This window comes from Bartonella machadoae (assembly GCF_022559585.1).
Taxonomy (GTDB): Bacteria; Pseudomonadota; Alphaproteobacteria; order Rhizobiales; family Rhizobiaceae; genus Bartonella; species Bartonella machadoae.
In genome coordinates, this window is record NZ_CP087114.1 from 730,916 (window position 1) to 748,896 (window position 17,981).

General features: G+C 36.7%; 25 protein-coding genes and 1 pseudogene. 13 read left to right on the forward strand and 13 right to left on the reverse strand.

All coding sequences use genetic code 11. The features are described 5' to 3' along the window. Nucleotides 1–243 precede the first annotated feature (243 nt). From LNM86_RS03415 to LNM86_RS03440, 6 genes are all read right to left on the reverse strand, one after another. Nucleotides 244–1,287, reverse strand: coding sequence for a tyrosine-type recombinase/integrase (locus tag LNM86_RS03415; RefSeq protein ID WP_241438900.1), 1,044 nt, complete (start codon nucleotides 1,285–1,287; stop codon nucleotides 244–246). 7 nt (nucleotides 1,288–1,294) lie between these two features. Continuing rightward, a complete protein-coding gene (locus LNM86_RS03420) occupies nucleotides 1,295–1,513 on the reverse strand; it encodes a hypothetical protein (RefSeq protein WP_241438444.1) in 219 nt (72 codons plus the stop codon). 114 nt (nucleotides 1,514–1,627) lie between these two features. After that, nucleotides 1,628–2,251: a lambda exonuclease family protein gene (locus LNM86_RS03425; protein WP_241438445.1), complete on the reverse strand. Its 624-nt coding sequence runs from the start codon at nucleotides 2,249–2,251 to the stop codon at nucleotides 1,628–1,630. Nucleotide 2,252: 1 nt separating this feature from the next. Then, nucleotides 2,253–3,068 (reverse strand): phage recombination protein Bet, encoded by an 816-nt coding sequence (bet, locus tag LNM86_RS03430; RefSeq protein WP_241438446.1) that lies wholly within the window; start codon nucleotides 3,066–3,068, stop codon nucleotides 2,253–2,255. 81 nt (nucleotides 3,069–3,149) lie between these two features. After that, nucleotides 3,150–3,530, reverse strand: coding sequence for a hypothetical protein (locus tag LNM86_RS03435; protein WP_241438447.1), 381 nt, complete (start codon nucleotides 3,528–3,530; stop codon nucleotides 3,150–3,152). Nucleotides 3,531–3,758: 228 nt separating this feature from the next. Beyond that, nucleotides 3,759–4,091, reverse strand: coding sequence for a hypothetical protein (locus LNM86_RS03440; protein ID WP_241438448.1), 333 nt, complete (start codon nucleotides 4,089–4,091; stop codon nucleotides 3,759–3,761). A gap of 105 nt (nucleotides 4,092–4,196) precedes the next feature. Between LNM86_RS03440 and LNM86_RS03445 the strand changes: the two genes are divergently transcribed. The 12 genes from LNM86_RS03445 (at nucleotide 4,197) to LNM86_RS03500 (ending at nucleotide 11,242) form a co-directional block, all read left to right on the forward strand. Then, a complete protein-coding gene (locus tag LNM86_RS03445) occupies nucleotides 4,197–4,460 on the forward strand; it encodes a hypothetical protein (RefSeq protein ID WP_241438449.1) in 264 nt (87 codons plus the stop codon). Between the two features lie 75 nt (nucleotides 4,461–4,535). Beyond that, nucleotides 4,536–5,567: a dATP/dGTP diphosphohydrolase domain-containing protein gene (locus tag LNM86_RS03450; RefSeq protein WP_241438450.1), complete on the forward strand. Its 1,032-nt coding sequence runs from the start codon at nucleotides 4,536–4,538 to the stop codon at nucleotides 5,565–5,567. Between the two features lie 10 nt (nucleotides 5,568–5,577). Continuing rightward, a complete protein-coding gene (locus tag LNM86_RS03455; protein WP_241438451.1) occupies nucleotides 5,578–5,847 on the forward strand; it encodes a hypothetical protein in 270 nt (89 codons plus the stop codon). Nucleotides 5,848–5,957: 110 nt separating this feature from the next. Then, nucleotides 5,958–6,431, forward strand: coding sequence for a crossover junction endodeoxyribonuclease RuvC (locus LNM86_RS03460; protein ID WP_241438452.1), 474 nt, complete (start codon nucleotides 5,958–5,960; stop codon nucleotides 6,429–6,431). Next, nucleotides 6,421–6,786 carry a DUF1376 domain-containing protein gene (locus tag LNM86_RS03465; protein ID WP_241438453.1) on the forward strand — a complete coding sequence of 122 codons (366 nt, stop codon included), beginning with the start codon at nucleotides 6,421–6,423 and terminating at the stop codon, nucleotides 6,784–6,786. Before LNM86_RS03460 ends, LNM86_RS03465 begins: the two co-directional genes overlap by 11 nt. Beyond that, on the forward strand, nucleotides 6,776–7,123 hold the full coding sequence (locus tag LNM86_RS03470) for a DUF1376 domain-containing protein (protein ID WP_241438454.1): 348 nt from the start codon (nucleotides 6,776–6,778) through the stop codon (nucleotides 7,121–7,123). Before LNM86_RS03465 ends, LNM86_RS03470 begins: the two co-directional genes overlap by 11 nt. Further along, nucleotides 7,113–7,463 (forward strand): DUF1376 domain-containing protein, encoded by a 351-nt coding sequence (locus LNM86_RS03475; RefSeq protein WP_241438455.1) that lies wholly within the window; start codon nucleotides 7,113–7,115, stop codon nucleotides 7,461–7,463. Before LNM86_RS03470 ends, LNM86_RS03475 begins: the two co-directional genes overlap by 11 nt. After that, nucleotides 7,453–8,571 (forward strand): DUF1376 domain-containing protein, encoded by a 1,119-nt coding sequence (locus tag LNM86_RS03480; RefSeq protein ID WP_241438456.1) that lies wholly within the window; start codon nucleotides 7,453–7,455, stop codon nucleotides 8,569–8,571. The genes LNM86_RS03475 and LNM86_RS03480 overlap by 11 nt, the downstream gene beginning before the upstream one ends. Continuing rightward, nucleotides 8,489–8,992 carry a hypothetical protein gene (locus LNM86_RS03485; protein WP_241438457.1) on the forward strand — a complete coding sequence of 168 codons (504 nt, stop codon included), beginning with the start codon at nucleotides 8,489–8,491 and terminating at the stop codon, nucleotides 8,990–8,992. The genes LNM86_RS03480 and LNM86_RS03485 overlap by 83 nt, the downstream gene beginning before the upstream one ends. 169 nt (nucleotides 8,993–9,161) lie before the next feature. Further along, nucleotides 9,162–9,629 carry a hypothetical protein gene (locus LNM86_RS03490; RefSeq protein ID WP_241438458.1) on the forward strand — a complete coding sequence of 156 codons (468 nt, stop codon included), beginning with the start codon at nucleotides 9,162–9,164 and terminating at the stop codon, nucleotides 9,627–9,629. A gap of 264 nt (nucleotides 9,630–9,893) precedes the next feature. Beyond that, nucleotides 9,894–10,640 (forward strand): phage regulatory protein/antirepressor Ant, encoded by a 747-nt coding sequence (locus tag LNM86_RS03495; RefSeq protein WP_256460923.1) that lies wholly within the window; start codon nucleotides 9,894–9,896, stop codon nucleotides 10,638–10,640. 296 nt (nucleotides 10,641–10,936) lie between these two features. Next, a complete protein-coding gene (locus LNM86_RS03500; protein ID WP_241438459.1) occupies nucleotides 10,937–11,242 on the forward strand; it encodes a hypothetical protein in 306 nt (101 codons plus the stop codon). 862 nt (nucleotides 11,243–12,104) lie between these two features. On the opposite strand, the gene LNM86_RS03505 is transcribed toward LNM86_RS03500, so the two are convergent. Then, nucleotides 12,105–12,410: a BrnA antitoxin family protein gene (locus LNM86_RS03505; RefSeq protein ID WP_241438460.1), complete on the reverse strand. Its 306-nt coding sequence runs from the start codon at nucleotides 12,408–12,410 to the stop codon at nucleotides 12,105–12,107. Beyond that, on the reverse strand, nucleotides 12,388–12,654 hold the full coding sequence (locus LNM86_RS03510) for a BrnT family toxin (RefSeq protein ID WP_241438461.1): 267 nt from the start codon (nucleotides 12,652–12,654) through the stop codon (nucleotides 12,388–12,390). Before LNM86_RS03510 ends, LNM86_RS03505 begins: the two co-directional genes overlap by 23 nt. A gap of 118 nt (nucleotides 12,655–12,772) precedes the next feature. On the opposite strand from LNM86_RS03510, the gene ssb reads away from it, so the two are divergent. Continuing rightward, nucleotides 12,773–13,216, forward strand: coding sequence for a single-stranded DNA-binding protein (gene ssb, locus LNM86_RS03515; RefSeq protein WP_241438462.1), 444 nt, complete (start codon nucleotides 12,773–12,775; stop codon nucleotides 13,214–13,216). Between the two features lie 868 nt (nucleotides 13,217–14,084). Here the strand turns inward: ssb and LNM86_RS03520 are convergent. The 5 genes and pseudogenes from LNM86_RS03520 to LNM86_RS03540 all read right to left on the reverse strand — a co-directional run bounded on the left by LNM86_RS03520 (nucleotide 14,085) and on the right by LNM86_RS03540 (nucleotide 17,829). After that, complete coding sequence (locus LNM86_RS03520) at nucleotides 14,085–14,864, reverse strand: hypothetical protein (protein ID WP_241438902.1); 780 nt, start codon at nucleotides 14,862–14,864, stop codon at nucleotides 14,085–14,087. A gap of 76 nt (nucleotides 14,865–14,940) precedes the next feature. Further along, nucleotides 14,941–15,453: a hypothetical protein gene (locus tag LNM86_RS03525; protein ID WP_241438463.1), complete on the reverse strand. Its 513-nt coding sequence runs from the start codon at nucleotides 15,451–15,453 to the stop codon at nucleotides 14,941–14,943. Between the two features lie 86 nt (nucleotides 15,454–15,539). Beyond that, nucleotides 15,540–16,256 (reverse strand): annotated as a pseudogene (locus LNM86_RS03530) (hypothetical protein). An 81-nt stretch (nucleotides 16,257–16,337) separates the two neighbouring features. Then, nucleotides 16,338–17,021 (reverse strand): LbetaH domain-containing protein, encoded by a 684-nt coding sequence (locus tag LNM86_RS03535; RefSeq protein WP_241438464.1) that lies wholly within the window; start codon nucleotides 17,019–17,021, stop codon nucleotides 16,338–16,340. Between the two features lie 79 nt (nucleotides 17,022–17,100). After that, nucleotides 17,101–17,829: a hypothetical protein gene (locus LNM86_RS03540; protein ID WP_241438465.1), complete on the reverse strand. Its 729-nt coding sequence runs from the start codon at nucleotides 17,827–17,829 to the stop codon at nucleotides 17,101–17,103. Between the last annotated feature and the right edge of the window lie 152 nt (nucleotides 17,830–17,981).

The following is a 17,981-nucleotide window of genomic DNA, read 5'->3' on the forward strand; positions in this document are numbered from 1 at the left end:
AAAAAGATATCAGGTTCTATAATACAAAAATGTATTAGTATAATGCCATATTGATATCTTGGTAGAAAAGACTAAGCACATTTTCCATTCTGTAGGGAGTTACAAAGAAAATACTGGTTATAAGACTGTTAACGGTGCTTCTCTGGTGCCCTGAAGAGTTCAATAATTTACAATAAAAATGAATGAATTATTACTATATGAGGGAAACTTATGACTATTGATTCTATTATGTTTTTTGTAGCGTTACCCCTCATTTTTTTGAAGCTTTTTTATAGCTTCTATAGCTAGCCTTTTGCGGTCTGCGCTCTTGGTATAGAGAGATGCCATCTTATCTTCTGTCCATCCAAAAAGTGCTTTGAGTTGTGAAACTGTTGCACCGGAATTAGCGGCACGCGTTGCTGCTAATTTTCTTAAGCCATGTGCCGATTTTTTAATTCCCGCTATGTTGCAAGCTTCACGAAAGAGATTGCCAAAACTTTCTTTAACGAGCTTATTTCCGTTTTTCCCAACAATGAATGTTTTTTCTCCAATAGGACCAATTTTAAGAGTTGCTGCTAATTCAGGCAAAATGGGTAGAAAAACATCTGTTTGGAATTTACTTTTCTCTGTCTTAAGATGAATGATATTATCTTTCACGTCTTTCCAACCAATGCGAACAGCATCACCACGACGCAAACCCGTATAAAGAAGAACATCAATCCAGACGCGTTCATGCGTTCCTAAAGCCCATTGTTTATAATATTCCTCGACATCTTCTTCTGTCCAAACAGCAAATCCATCTTTGTTGTTGTAAGTTGGTCTTCTTACTCCTGCTGTTGGATTGTTTTCTAAAAGCCCTTGATCAATTGCCCAATTAAAAAGACCATTAAGGGCTTTTAAAAAATTATGGGCGGCTGTTGGTTTTTCTTTGCGGCGTTCAACGCCCGCTGTAATATGTGACTTTTTTATTTCTCTGTATGGAATATTGCCTATGGCATCACATACCTTCATAAGGATGAGTTCTCTTTGTCTTTTCGTAGCTTTAGCAAGGCTATGCCAATGAACGCTGTTAAAATACTGTTTAAGCAGCCATGCAAATGAACCTTCAACAAGTTTACCTACTTTAGGTTTAGGGGGGATGAAGCCTTGTAATTCGGCAAGTGCATTTTTGTAATTGTCAACAAACTCTTGAGTGCCATAGGTCCCTCGTACTCTAATACGTTTTCCATGACCAATACGCACATACCATACGATTTTACCATATTTGGTAATTTGTTTAACAAGATGAGGGGGGCGTGGTTTTGGCATGGCAATTTCACATCTTAGAGAGCGCATTTTCGTAGTATTCATTCTTTGACAAATCTAATAATTTGTTTGGATGCACGGCGGCTTTTGGTATTGGGATATCGGATTTCAGATAGATCAGAAGTTCACCAGTAGGTTTGATTTCTATTAATTCGCATCCTTGTTTTTTCGCTTCTCTTAAGGCGCGAGCAATCGCTGGTTGTGTTATAGCAGCGGGACGTGGTGCCATGTTTGTCCTCCTTTCTTAGATACAATTTGCCTATGGCGTGAATCACGCATTTCTTGAAAGTTGTTATGAGAGGGTGGGGGTGCTTGGAGGCTGTAGAGAAGCACCCCCATAAGGTTAAGCAGCTTTTGTCGAGATCTTTTGTATCTCTTGCTCTATCTGAGTTAAAAAGGCTTCAACAGCTTGGTTAATGCTGTTAATTTGTTCATCATCACGGTGGACACGTTTGACTTTCATACGCAGGTGAGATGATTGATGTGTAAAGCGTGGGTCATAGCTTACAAAATCACACCATTGTCGCCCTGTACAAGCCATTTGGAATTGCATTTGTGCGAGATATTCAGGTTTGATTTCTTCATCAATACAAAAGCGCATATGGGTTGCGGAACGTGGGCATTTGATTTCGATTAGACCATCTTCTCCAATAAGCCCATCAGGACTAGCCCCCGCCATTTCTATGCTAGGATGAGGTATAAAGCCGCATTTTATGATATTGGCATCATAAATGAAGCCATATTCTTGCAAGGCATCATCCTCATGTTCAATGCCCCATCTCATATCTTCTGTTTCATAATGGGGGCTTATTTCACCTGTTAAACGCTCTGTAATGAGTTTGATTTTGTAATCTTCATATTTGCTTGTTGGTAATCCTTTAGCTGTTTTACTGAGGATGTTGTACACATTAGAAGCGGTAACTTTTCCTAATCGTGCTTGAAACCATTGTGCAGATCTTTGTTCCATCTCACACCGCCGCTGTCTGTTCTTGGTTGGTTTGTGCATATTCGATATCTTGGATATGAATATATTCTGCATCTTGAATAGGAACGTCGTTTTGTTCTTGAGATGGTAATTTCTGCGTTTCAATGATTTGTAAGTTCTGTTTTTTCTTCAAACCGTTTAAAACTGTTTGCGCTTGTTCTTCAGACATATCGGCAAGGCTGTTTGCTTTTACAAAAGAGAGCACTTTTTTTTCTTCTGTTAGAGTTTGTTCCATTAATTGTCTGATTTGCATAAGCATCTCGTGAGATACCAAAGGAGCTTGTATGGTGTTATTCATACGAGCAGCTTCATCTTCTTCATAAATGCCTGAAAATCCGAAAGCATAGCGAGCACATTGTATGGTAGCTTTATGACGCAACATGCGAGCTGGATATTTTTGCCAAGTGTCTGATTTTTGTTTGCATTCTGCTAGATATTCAGTGACCTCTATAGGGTCTTTAATGCCTTTGAGACGAATAGCACATTTGATAGCAATGAGATTACCATCTTTATCAAGTTGATCTTGAAAGGTCATACCATCAAATTTTGGATTAGATTTAATGATCTTAATCCACCCGTCGATAGAAACCACGGGAATAATGCCACCACCTCTTTTAGGGAGAGCGTAGATTTCCTTAGTTAAAGGATTGAGACCATAAGTGTTAGCAACAGAAATAAAGGCAGCGAATTCTTCATCAGAGAAATTGTAACTGATACAAGTTTTGACGATAGTTTTTCGAAATTCATCATGAGAGAAACCGTATTTATTTGCCATTGTTGTTAAGGGGGAATTATTCATATTGAAATCCTTTTAATGCATGCTTTGTCTTTTGTTATGATTTTTATGAAAGGGGGCGTCTTAAAAACGCCCCTCATAGTTTTAAAGAACATCACAAAAGCGCAAACGGTGCTGTTTTTCATAAGACCCGTACATTTTATCTTCATATTCAAGCTGTTTGATATCGTCTAAAAAAAAACCGTATGCAGCGCTGTTTTTAATAAAGTCGTGATTTATGACGCCATCAAAGCATTGTTGTTCACGTTCTTTAATGTAGAACTCTGCGATATCTTCAGAGATATCTTCGCAACGATTAGTTGCTGGTTCTACTCTCAAGATTTTCACGGCATTATAAGAATTATCGATAAATTTTATGATATCGGTTTCTTCGTAAAAAGGACCGGATTGCGCAATGTTATCTCTATCATCAGAACTCATCACTAAGAGGATTTCGTCTGGATTTATAAAAACTGGTTTGTTCACAACAGCCTCCATACTGCCTATTGGCAACTAATAATTTCTAAGGTATGGAGACATGTATATTTTCGATTTACGGTAATGTCAATATGAAAAATACCGTATAACGAAAATTATTTTATGAAAATCTATTTATTTTAGTTTGTTTTTTGTAAATATTTGGAGATTTTATGAAAGGTTATAAAGCTGCTAAAAGAAAATTTTTACAATTGTCAAATGAAGAAAAAATAGCAACTATCGCTTTTTTGATTCGATTAAAGTATGAAGGAAAGCTAAAGTTGCCCTCCGCTCTTCTTCACTACAAGATGAATATAGATCATAAAAATCTTGATCTATTGTACTTAAAGCCGGATACGGAGGATACTCCTTGAAGAAGCTATGTAGTTTTACTAGCTCTTCTGCGCTAATGTCTCGGTAAGCTTTAGGATCAGAGTCATCAACAGATAATAAACGTGTAATAGACGATGGACCTAATCCTAAGTGCTTTCCTAAAGCCTTACGACTGCCATGTCCCATTTCGTTTAATTTCTCATTTATCCATATTTTTATTAGCTTTTGAAAACTCATAATATTTTTCTCTCTTAAAATTATTAAATAATCAATGTTGCGTTTTGCGAAAACTTTGTTTATATTTTCGTTAAACGTAAATATATGAAGGAATTTTGTAATTACATGGCTACTACAGCAGTTACGATTATAAAATACTTAGGTGGCGCTAAGCATGTGTCGTTGCTTGTTAAACGCCATGTATCGGCTGTTTATAAATGGACTTACCCTTTCGGAAAAAGAGAAGGTAAAGGTGGTATTATTCCGGCGAAGTATCAAGTGATACTTTTAGACTATGCTCGTAGAAACAACATAGATTTACGCCCTGAAGATTTTTTTTATCCAGAACGCTTGCAGTTATTAATGCAAGAGAAACAACCCCCCCAATGACTGAATTTGTAAAAAGTTCCAGTGCTAATGGCACTCGTGAACATGGCGACGCTTTGCAGTCTTAAGGAGAGAATGATGGCTGTAGAAAAAAAATATGAACTTACTAATGAAGAAATCGCAGTTGGTGGTCGAATTATCTACCGTATTAAAGCATTAAGGGATTTTGGTGACGTCAAGAAAGGTGACCTAGGTGGCTTTATAGAGCATGAGGGCAACTTATCACATGATGGCAATTGCTGGGTAGCTGGTTCCGATAAACCTTTTGATGGTGGCTTTGTTTATGGTAATGCACGTGTTTTTGGAGATGCACGTGTTTGTAGTATGGCTCGTGTTTTTGGGAATGCACAAGTATACGAAAATGCACGAATTTCCTCCCGTGCGTCTGTTTATGATCATGCAAAGATTTACGGTAATGCAGAGATTTATAATTATGATACGCATGTTCATGGTCAAGCGCAAATTTATGACAATGCAGTAGTAAAAGGACAAGCAGAAGTTTACGGCAATTCTCGCATTTATGGGGATGCTAAGGTTTACAACAAAGCACGCGTTTACGGACAAGCCAAGGTTTATGGCAATGCTCATGTTTTTGAGAATTCTAAAGTTTATGACAATGCGTTAGTTTACGGGCATGCCAAGATTAGAGAGAATGCCAAGATTTACGGTAATGCGGACGTTTGTGACTATGAAGATTTTCGCGATAGTGAAGAAGTTTACATGCGTAAACACGTTTCACAGAGCACAAACGAAGCGCATAAGGCAGATGATGGCAAGGCACGTTTAGACCTTATCCCCCCGTCAACACTGATTGAAATCGGTAAAGTTTTAGAATTCGGAGCAAAGAAATACGGAGCAAACAACTGGCGTAATGGCATGGCGTGGAGCCGGTTTTACGGCGCTGCTTTGCGTCATTTATTCGCATGGTTTGGTGGAGAAACGAAGGATGGCGAGAGTGATTTATCACACTTGGCACATGCGGTGTGTTGTCTTGTTTTCTTAATGGAATGCGAAGCAAAACAGATAGGGCATGATGACCGTCTTAAGAGTGAAGTACGAAATTCAAAAGATAAAGCAATTAAAGCGCCATCCCATAAGAAGAAAAAGTGAGGAGGTAGAGATGGAAGATATAGCATCATTTATTATAGGTCATATCATAAGAAACATTCCAATTATTGTGGTTACAATGTTGGCTGTATACTATCGTTTTAAAGCTTCTGATCTACAAGAACAGATAGAGCACAATGATGAAATGATTAATGCCAAGGATACAATAATTAAAGATCAAGAGAAATTAATAGATAAACAGAAAACTTTAATGGAAGAGCAGCTTACAATTTTACATAAAAAATTAGAAGGGCTTGAACAGCAATACAGACTATTTAATTAGAAGTTCCAAAAAGATTTTTCTATGTCTTTAGCTCATTGAAGTTAATTTTATCTCTTTCTTCGTTTTTTGAAAAATAATTTCATAAAATACATTTTGATTGAATATCGGTGATGAATAACACAATTCTTTGTCTTGATCTAGGTACCAAAACGGGGTGGGCAATACGTGGTGTGGATGGTCACATCTTTAGTGGCACGGTCAATTTTCAATCACGCCGTTTTGAAGGCGGTGGGATGCGTTATTTGCGCTTTAAGCAATGGCTTACAGAAATGAAATCAACAGCTGGTGATATTGATGCCGTGTATTTTGAAGAGGTGAGGCGTCATGTTGGTACAGATGCGGCGCATGTTTACGGTGGTTTGTTAGCAACATTAGCAACATGGTGCGAGCATCATCAGATAGCTTATGAAGGCATCCCTGTTAGTACGATAAAGAAGGCAACGACGGGAAAGGGGAATGCCTCAAAAGAAGAGATGATTAAGGCAATGTGTATCAAAGGACACGAGCCTAAGGATGATAATGAAGCGGATGCTTTAGCAATTTTATATTTAGTGAAAGGAAAGGAGGACGGTAATGTCTATTAGTAGAGTTCCTTGCGTAAGATTTTATTCCAATCAGTTTTTAAAAGAGCTTACAGGTTTACAAGCAACGGAGAAAGGCGTTTACACAACATTAGTGTTGCTTATGACAGAAAAGCAAGCGCCTCTTGTAAATAATGCGTCTTATTTAGCAGGCTGGTGTGGGTGTTCAGTAAGAACGTTTAAAAAGGCATTAGATGTTTTAATAAGCACGGATCATATCGCTTGTTTAGAGAATGGCGATTTATGGCATGGGTCCGCCTCTTTTGAACATGGTTATAATAGATTTACCGAGCGCGCTTCGAAAGCAGCGATAGCGAGATGGCATAAGCATAAAACAGGAGAAATGCATGTTAACTAAATTTCCATGGACGCGTCTTTTTGCAGATAAATGGCTTCTTGATATTGCTTGTTTACCAGCGATTGAATGCGCTATTTATCTCAAATTGCGGTTGCAAATGCTTTATGTTGGTGAACCTATTTTGAATGATACACGAGCATTGTCTCATTTTACTGGTTGTTCCGTAAAAAGATTTGAAAAGGCGCTAGAGTATTTATTGGAAACTGGACACCTCATTCTTCAAGATGATGGTCATTTGTGGAGTTTTAAAGTTGGAGAGGAACTTGAATCGCTTAGTGAAGAGCTAGGTAAGTATTCCCTTAATATTGGAGCCAAGGGGGGAAAGTATGTCAACTAAGTTAGCTTGGGTTCGTTGTTTTCCTTCAGATTGGATATCTGATGCTAGTGGAATGACGTCACATCAAATATCAACTTATATGATGTTGGTGTTACTTATGTATAAGAAGAAAGAGCCAATTCGTGAGAATGTCTCTGTATTAGCACGTATTTCTGGTTGCTCAGTAAAAGCCTTTAATAAAGCGCTAGATTTTTTATTAAGTGATGAGAGGCTAATACGTTTAGAAGATGGTCGATTATGGAGTTTACAAGTTGAAGAGGAACTGAATAGCCTCAGTGAAGAGTTAGACAGTTTTGCCTTTAATAATAATGAAGAAATGGAGGTGAAATATGTCAACTAAGTTGGCTTGGACAAGACTTAATACTGATCAATGGATAATCGATGTTTCTTGTATGAAACCGATGGAAAAAGCTGTTTATCTTACTCTCAGTTTATTTATGCGCAAAACACATGAACCTCTTGACGAGGATACTTTCTTATTATCTCGTTATGTTGGCTGTTCAGAAAAGGCTTTCAATAAAGCACTTACTGCTTTGCTCTGTACTAAAAAAATCATACGTTTAGAAGATGGACGTTTGTGGAGTTTAGAAGTTGAAGAAGAACTCAATAATTCCAATGAAAATTTAAGCAAGGCCTCAGTAAAAGCAGCAAAAGCAGCAAAAGCAAGATGGGATGAGGAGAAAAATAACACACAAAAAATGCATGAGCATAAAAATCACACATCAAAAAATGCATGTGCACAATCGAATGATGCATATGCATCAAAAAATGATGCTCGTGCAGAAAATTTTATGCTTGGCGATGCACATAACAATAACATTAACATATATAATAAAAAAAATAACACTATCGTGTTATCAAAAAAAGAAAACGATTGCGATTTTGAAAATAGCGAATTTGTTGATGAGGCTTATGAACCATCAGAAGATCATGATTGCGAAAAGCTAGCAGATGCAATCGAAACGGTAGCAGAGGATCAACCTGCTATTCACGAGCAAGAAAACATTCCCAAAAAAGCCAAGCCGTCTAGAACTGACCGCGGCTGTCGATTACCGGACGATTTTGAACCGGATTACGATTTCGCAATTGCAGAGGGATTGCCTCCAGAACGTGTGAAAGTCGAAATCGCAAAATTCCGAGATTACTGGTGTTCAAAAACCGGAGCCAATGCAACCAAAACCAATTGGCAAGCAACATGGCGCAATTGGGTGCGAAGGGCTATTGATGATTTAACGAAAGGAAGAAATTATGGAAAACCCAATATTGCACAAACAGAACAACAGCGTGGCAAATCTTATCGAGTTGCACAATACATGTCCGATATCAAAAATTCAGACAGTGCGTACAAGTTTTTATTCGAGGACGATGAAAGAACCACCATTCCTTTGGTTACAGGGACAAAAACCCTCGATTGCAGAAGCGGAGCGAATTACCTCACTAGCCAATGATGCGTTGAAAAAACTTGAAAACAAAGCAACTGAAGAGGAAATCCAAACAACGTATCTTGTGTTATCAAATGGTCTCAAAAGCCCATCAGAATATGATGAAAAAGCAACAGCACTTGCGTATTTTTATACCCTTGACGGTATAAGCAGCTGGGCATTGCAAACGGCAACAAAGGACGCTTTGAGAGGCAAAGCAGAAGGTTTAAACGCAACTTTTATGCCATCAACAGCCGATTTTTATCGTTACTGTGAAAAGCTTGAAAGCAACATACGCGAGAATATCGATTACATCGTTAGGAGCCTTGAAAAACCTGAGAGACAGGACAAAGGAAAGGAGACACCTTTAGCACCAGAGCGCTTAGAAAAGCTTCAAAAAGAGCTGAGTGAAGTTTTAAAGGGTCTTGAAGACGAGATAGCAAAATAGTGAAAAATGCTGATCATTTTGCAATTTGATATGTGTTTAAATCGACAAAAAGAGACCGTACAAAGCGATTTAAAGATTTTTTGATACAAACCACATAAAAATTTAAAAACGCTTTGTACAGTCATTTTTGAGGCAAATAGACCAATAGGTAAAATTATGGACTAAAAGCATGGCAATTTTTAGAGATCTGTTCTTAACAAAACGTAAAAAACCGCAGAAAAAGTTTATTGCAACGGCAAGAGGGCATGCCCCATGGGGATTAGGAGTTAGTGAATGTTTTTACAATCTTTACGAGTATGAGGATGGCTCTAGAGAATATGAGGAATTGCAAGGTGGACAATATCACGAGATACCTCAAAATGCAGATTACAGTACCAAAGCGCAAGTGAAAGCATGGCTATACGGTGGTAACATACCAACATCAGTATTGAATTACGAAGCATTGATAGACGAAATAAACAAAACGATACCGAAGCAAGGTTATGAACCATTGGTTTGTAAAATTACAGATGATGGTGAGGTAAGTTATTCACATTCACATGCTTATGATATCGATAAGGAACTGGAAAAAGCGCTTGATATTCAATTGGGTAAAAAACAAAATGAAAAAAACGTGTTGACAATAAAACACGAATAGGATATTTGCGAATCATACATTCCAAAAACACTTTAAAAGCGGGAAAGTATGATTCTCATCAATAATCTTTTTACCGCAAATTGTAAAGTGTTTTTCTCATAATGTGCTTGTAGCATATGATGAGGGGATTGCCGGGTGTGTTTATGTCATACAAGACCCTTTCGAGGGGAAAGCATAACAATGCACGTTCCGCTGTGTGTTTTGGAGCGCCCGGCATTCTTTGAGAGTGTTAATCAAAAACAATTAATATCGCAAGGTGAAATTATGACTAATTTAATTTACTTCAATAACAATCAAATTGATAATCAAAACAAATTTAACGATTCAACAGTTCAAACCATGTCGAGTATTGAAATTGCAGAATTGTGTGGTAAACGGCATGACCATGTTATGCGTGATATCAAGAAAATGCTTGAAGAACTTAGCGCCCCCAAATTTGGGGTGGCGGATTTTTTAGGCAGTTATATTGATGAACAAAAGAAACCACGCCCTTGTTATTACCTTCCAAAGCGTGAGTGTTTAATTCTTGTCTCAGGTTATAGCACAGCATTAAGAGCAAAGATAATTGACCGATGGCAACAATTAGAACAGCAAGTAGCAGCACCGCAAATCGATTACTCTAGTCCACAAGCAATGATGGGATTTTTGAATTATTTACAAGGGCAAATAGATCAAAAAGATAACGTGATTGCAGAATTAGAACCAAAGGCAATGGCTCTTGAACACTTGCAACGTTCAGATGGCTTATTTGGTATTATAGAGGCAGCTAAAGTATTAGAAGTAAAACCTAAGGACTTAAGTGATTACTTAAGAAGATATGGATGGGCTTATAGAAGGGGACCAGGCAGCCCATTATTACCTTATCAAGATAAAATCCAAAAAGGTCTGATGGATTGCACGACCATCATGATTCAAAAGCCAGATGGTACAGAAAAGTTGCTACCATCAACTAAAATAACGTCAAAAGGATTGGCTTGCTTAAGAGAAGAACTTTACGGAAAATCGCAATAATTTTTAAAAACTCATATTGACATTAACAACCCCTTATGTTAACAGAATCACAAGTGCTTCAAAAACACGAAAATCACAAGCGGGTTAATCACGATAAGATTATTCCCCTGCTTTTAAAATACTGATTGTCTTTTATGCTATTATTAGCATATATTGGTTACATCGGGTGTGGTTATGCCATACAATACCCTTTCATGGGGAAAGCATAACGACGGACTTGTGACCGTGTTTTTGAGCGCCCGATGCCCTTATAGGGTTTTAAATCAAAAACGCATTTTACAAGAAAGGTTTTTCCAATGGAAAACAACGAATTCAATATAACAACTGATTTTTTATGCAATCTATGGATGGCTGTGTTTAAGGAAGTTAACAGTAATTATACTGAAGATCAATATAGCGATGCTTTAGTAGAACTTATGTCTGATATTGAAAAAGTTTTGGTTTTAAAATTACAAAACGAAATTCCAAATGTTGCAAAAGTCTTAGCAATTATTACAGAGTTTGGTAAATCTGAACCAATGCAATCAATAGCTAAATTGTTGAAAGTTTATAGCCCTGATATCAGTGATGATAATGTACACCATATAAACAAAGCAGCATAAATAACGGCGCGGGGGGCGCCTTTCTTAGTGCAAAAAAAAGCCGTGTCATATAACGACGCGGCTTTAAGTTTAAGAAAAAGGAGGTATAAAAAAAAGAGAAAAAAACTATAATCAGTTTATACACAAAATGCATAAAAGATTCAAGAGTCTAGAACAAAAAAACCGTACCAAAATGAATTGATACGGCATTTCTGCAAAAACCATTTTACACAAGAAAAATAACAATGACCACAAACAAATTACATATTTTGTGTAAAAACGCAATATTGTTTTTATCAATTTGTATCTCAAAATGAATTATGCTACTGTTAATTCGCAACGTTTATAGCGTTGCATTTTTAGCCGCTCTTTAGGTTAAAATACTATCCCCTTTAAGAATGAAGCCGTGCCAATTAGTTTTGACACGGCTTTCTTTTGCAATACATGTTGGTTCCCTAATTATATAACTAAATTGTGGATAAAAAACAAGTTTATTCTTATCATATTGTACTTTTAAAAAGAGTGTGATATCGTGAAAACATTAAGAAATTGACTAGCCTTGTTATGTTTTTACATGACAGGGCTTTTTTGTATCTCATCATTATGATGTTGTGTTTTGATTAAAATGATGCTATTTAAAAACTGCGAAACTCAAAATGATTTTGTCTGTTTGATAAGGCAAGGCTCTATTTAGGCGGCGTTTTTATAACGTTGCCTTTTTTATTGTGCAATTGCATAAAATAAAACCGTGCCAAAATTAATTGGCACGGTTCTATCCTATCTTTGTTGATCCGTAAATAATCAACCATAATATGGCACATTCTGTATAAAAACGCAAGAATTTATACTAAAAAATGTGTCTATTTAAAACTTCACAAAGCAATTAGCAATCGCTGGCTTTCTTTAAGACCTCACTCATACGCATACGCCAGTCTTTACCTTGTGCCTTAAAAAAAGCAATAACTTTAGAGTCAAGACGTAAGGTAATTGCTTCTTTTGGAGATGCAACTGGAGGGCGTCCTCGTTTGCGACGCTCGTTATTTACATATTTAAAAAAGGAAACTGGTAAAACTTCTTTAGCTGGTTTTAAACGTGCAAGTTCTTCATCTGTGAGTGGTGGCGAGTTCACAGCCTCCCAATCTTCTTTTGTGTAATACCGTTCTTTTTTAAAGGTTTTTTTGATAGTCATTGAAAACCTCTCTTTCTTTCTTATTGGCACGACGAAAACTGATAACAGATATCGCTTCAGTGCCAAGTTGTGCAAAGATAACAACCGTTGTTCCATCAGCAAAACGTCCAATAGCTTTCATACGATTTGAATACGTTGCATCAATAAAAGCATGTTCCCACTCAAAGTAAATCACATCGGCAAAATCCAACCCATGTTTATCAATGTTTAAAACTCTTTTAGGTTCATCCCATACTATTTTCATATATTTTGTGTACACTAAAAATAAGATTTTGTCAATAAATTATTGAAAATATTGAAAAAATAATAAAACTATACTATAATTACATACATAATAGGTACATATCTAATGGAATTGATAAATGCTTAATAAGGCAATTTTAATTGGCTATCTCGGTGCCAATCCCGACAGCAAAACAATGCAGAATGGTACTGAGGTGGTTAATTTTCGTATCGCAACATGCGAAAGCTATACAGACAAAAGCACTAACAAAAAAGTAGAGAAAACAGAATGGCATTCAGTTGTGGTGTTTAATCAACACTTAGCAAAGATTGCGCTTCAGTATCTCAATAAAGGCAGTAAAGTCTATATTGAAGGGCAGATACAAACCCGAAAATGGCAAGATAAAAATGGTATTGACCGTTATACAACAGAAATTGTTTTACCTCATTACAGAGGGGATTTAAAGCTTTTAGACAGCAAAAATGATGATGATCAAGAGCGCGTATCATCACCGTACGATAGAAGCTATCAACGCCCTCTTGATATGCCTAGAAATGCTTTAAATGATCAAGTTCCTTTTTAATGATAAAGAGGATAATGAAGAAAAACACAATAAAATCAGTACATTAAGTGCATTTATTTTATATGAATCCACCTATGAATCCACACTTTTATGCACGATTCAATTGATCATTTTTTATAAACAATAGCCATCTATAAACAGAGCATAAAAAGCAAATCATGATGCCAATGTTATAACATATGAGAGCATTCAAATAAAATGCAAAGCAGTTATCATTCATAACATCTCATAAATTTTACAAGACGTTTTTATCACATAATCGCATTGTTAAAACGCAATTGAATATGAGGGCTTGTTCAAATGCAGATACTTGAAACGTTCTTTAAGAGGTTAATCCAAATTTGGATTGAGTGATTAGGGTCTCCTCAAAAATGAGGGCACCTTTTTTCATAAGCAGAGAGAAGTTGAGAGATAACATAATTAAACGCAGATGTTTAAAAGAGAGCTCTATAGCTGTTTTTTGTTTTATGAGAGATTGCTTTAAAAACCAACGCTTGCTTTTGATTGACTTGATATAACTTTACAAAGCGTTTTGAGAAGGTGCTTTCTTTCAAATTGACCACCTCAAAAATGAGGGCATTGTTATGAAGAGGTTTTAAATCATTACAGAACTAACATGTTTTTTCATTCAAATGTGATGATCTAAAAGAACGCTTTCATATATATTATTTTGGATAAGTTTTTATAAAGCGAATACAAAGCTTGCAATATAATACGTCTTGTATATATGTGCTTATAACTCCTTAGAGTGATGATTGATTCAACATGAGAGATATGAAAGCCGCGTCACGTAAAAATGGCACGGCTTTCTTTTTTGCACTCTTGTCTTTTGAAATGGTATAAAACCAACGCCCCCCGCATTTGGTATTTATTCTTCAGTATCAATAATCTCTATAAGAATATCGCTCTTATTAACCTCCTTATTTTTTGGAACCTCTCTTATCTCACTTTTTCGATTAAGTTTTGCACGCCCACAAGCACGACCAAAGACCTTGATAGTATGAGAAACCTGAGCTTTTCCATAAACAGAGCCATAAATTTGCGCACAGCCACTTACTTTTGCATAGTCATAAACCTTGCCATAAATCTTTGCACGGCTATTAACAACAGCATAGCCATAAACATGCGCATAACTAAAAAGACAAGCAGAGCCTAACACTCTAGCGTTGCCATAAAGCCTTGCATATTCAAAAAGATAACTATTATGAAAAAGATGCGCATTGCCATAAACATGGGCTTCAATTGAAACGCGGCTATTGCCATAGACACGAGCCTTGCCATAAACATAGCCCGCCACATGCGCACTATCATAAACAAATGCATTGTCATAAATTTTTGCATATTGAGAAATAAACACCTTATCATGCACCTGAGCATTGCCATAGACAAGACCACAAATTTGCGCATTGCCTCGTATTTTTGCATTGTCATAAACACGGGCATGTTTATAAACCAATGCATTATCATAAACCCAGCAAAGACCGTTATGAGAAAGATTTTCTTCCTTTTCAATAAAGCCACCGAGTTGACCAGCCTTGACATCAGAAAAGCTTTTTAAAGCCTGAATGCGATAAAGCGTTGTAATTTTTTGTGTAATTTTATCTTTCAGTTGTTTTGTTTCATTAGTTAGTTTGTATTTTTTAGACATCATAAAACCCCTCACAATCTCTTTTGTGAAAAAAGTTGCATGGAAAATGTTGGAAAAATGGAATGACCGCGGCGCTTTAAAGCTTTAAAAAGGCTTTATTACGCAGCCAGATGATTTTTATTTCATTATCGGAAAGCAATTCGATATAAGACCTTGTTTCAATATCATCGCGCGTTTTTTCTAAAATCATAACAATGCCGTGACTATTAGCATTCTCATAAATATGAACATAATTGACGACACGGGCGTGATCATAAATTTGTGCATTACCATAGACATGGGCATGGTCATAAATGATCGATTTACCAAGAACGATAGCATTGCCATAGACATAACCAGCGATAATAGCGTTATGATAGACCCTAGCATTCTCAGAAACACGACCTGAGTTTAAAACCAGAGCATTACCATAAACCCAGCAATTGCCATCATGTGATAAGTTTTTTTCGTTTTCAATAAAGCCACCGAGTTGACCAGCCTTAACATCAGCAAAGTCTCTTAAAGATTTAATGCGATAAAGGGTATGATTGTTTAATACACGCGTTTCATTTGTTAATTCATATTTTTTAGTTACAACTGTACTAGCCATGAGAAAACCCAATCTAAATATTTAATAAATTTTGAATGAAATGTTCTTTTAAAGAGGGGCGCCCCCCGCCGCGCCCGCGGTGTTATTTATGCTACTTGATTTTCAACAATCTTTACAACGTTATCACCTTCATAAATTTCACAATCCTTAGGAATCCCATATGCATAGTAAGGATTTTGCTTGATATATGAGCAACCATCTCTTTTTAATATTGCATTGCCATGCACCAAACCTCTAATGGTATGATAACCAGTCACTTTTGCATTGCCATAAACAGAACCGTAGACCTTAGTATAACCTCCCACACTAGCATTGCCATAAACAGAGCCATAAATTTTTGCAGCCCCATTAACAACGGCATTCTCATAAACTTTTGCCTTTACTTTAATACGAGCACTACCTGATACTTTTGCATTACCATAAACCCGCGCCTTATGATAAACTCATGCTTTATTGGAAATATGGGCATTGTCATAAACATGGGCATGAGGATAAACGCGGGTTTTGTCGCAGACATGGGCATTGCCATAGACCTGACCACAAACTTGCGAATTGCCTCGTATTTTTGCATTCTCATAAACACGGGCATGACCATAAACCCATGCATTATCATATACCCAGCAGTTGCCATCATGAGAGAGGTTATCTTCATTTTCAATAAAGCCCCCCAATTGACCAGCCTTTACATCATCAAAATCTCTTAATGCGCGAATGCGATAAAGTGTATAATCATCCAATACACAGGTTTCATTTGTTAATTCATATTTTTTGGATACAATTTTAGATACATTTATAGTGGTCATAGGTAAGTTCCCAATCTAAATAATGGATTAAATTTGAATGAAGTTTAAAGAGGGGCGCCCCCGCCGCGCCCGTGGTGTTATTTACGCAGCGTCTTTTATGGTCTGATCACAAATTTTGATTTTACCATTCAATTTTTTTGTATCTATATATGAATTACCAAAAACACTCACTTTATTGCAAATGTATGTACCACCTGTAATTTTAGCATTGTCATAAATACAAGCATCATCACAAACCACAGCAAAAAACCAAACTTGTGCGTTACCAAAAATCTTTGCATTCCCATAAGCTTGCGCATAGCCAGTTAGTAAAGCGTTCTCATAAATTTTTGCATTGCCTTTTATAACAGCCCTGTCAGAAACTTCAGAATTATTCAAAACACAGGCATGATTGTAAACAAAAGCCCTTCCCAAAACCCTAGCATTATCAGCAATTTTTGCATTGTCATAAATTTTTGCACAATCAAAAACCTTTGCATTGTCACAAACCGTTGCATTATCGAAAACGCTAGCATAATTGAAAATTTGCGCATTATCAGACACGACGCCATTGTCAGCAACCCACGCATCATCATAAACCCAGCAGTTACCATCATGAGAGAGATTATTTTCATTCTCAATAAAACCACCCAATTGACCAGCCTTGACATCAGAAAAATCTCTTAAAGCACGAATGCGATAAAGGGTACGATTACCAACGACATGCGTTTCATTTGTTAATTCATATTTTTTGGATACAATTTTAGATACAGTTTTAGTGGTCATAGGGAGCTCCTAATCTAATAATCGATAAAATTTGAATGAAGTTTAAAGAGGGGCACCCCCGCAGCGCCCGTGGTGTTATTTACGCAGCTTGATTTTCATCTTCAGAATTGCAATCATATTGGTAATCATCATCATAACCATAATCATCATAATATTCGTGACGATAATAATCATCTTCACTACCCAATTCCGGATATGCCTCGTCCCAAATATGATCATCAGCAGTTAAAGAGGCAGCACTATGTACATAAGAATTGCCTGAGATAAGAGCCCCACAAACCATGGCATCATCAAAGACACGGGAATCATCACAAATGTGAGAAGCGCCACTTATTTTTGCATTGCCACCGACATGGGCATTATCACATATGACAGCATCATCAGAAACATGGGCATAATTCGTTACAGAGGCGTTATCATAAATTTTTGCATTCCCTTCAATTGCAACAGCATTTTGCACATGGGCATTGCCATAAAGTTTTGCATTGCCTTTTATTGTACGACCTTCAAAAATAGCATTTCCATAAATTTTTGCCTTGCCATAAACGTCGACAAAATAACCTTTTATTTTTGCATTTCCAAAAACACGAGCCTTTTCAAAGACACGAGCCTGATCATAAACCCAGCAGTCCCCATCATGAGAGAGATTACTTTCCTTTTCGATATACCCCCCAAGGTCACCTTTTTTGACATCAGCAAAGTCTTTTAAAGCACGGATACGGTATAATAAGTGACCATTAACGCATTGCATATCATATGTGAATTCATATTTTTTGGATGATGTTTTCTTATTAACAGTAGCATTCATAGCTAGTGTCTCCTAGTTGTTTGAAGTTTTCAGTTGATACCTATAAAGGTATCGGGCGTTGAAAACACGGCAACTAGCCCGTTGTTACGCTTTCCCCATAAGGGTATTGTATGGCGTAACCACACCCGACAAAATCATTATATGCGTTCAAT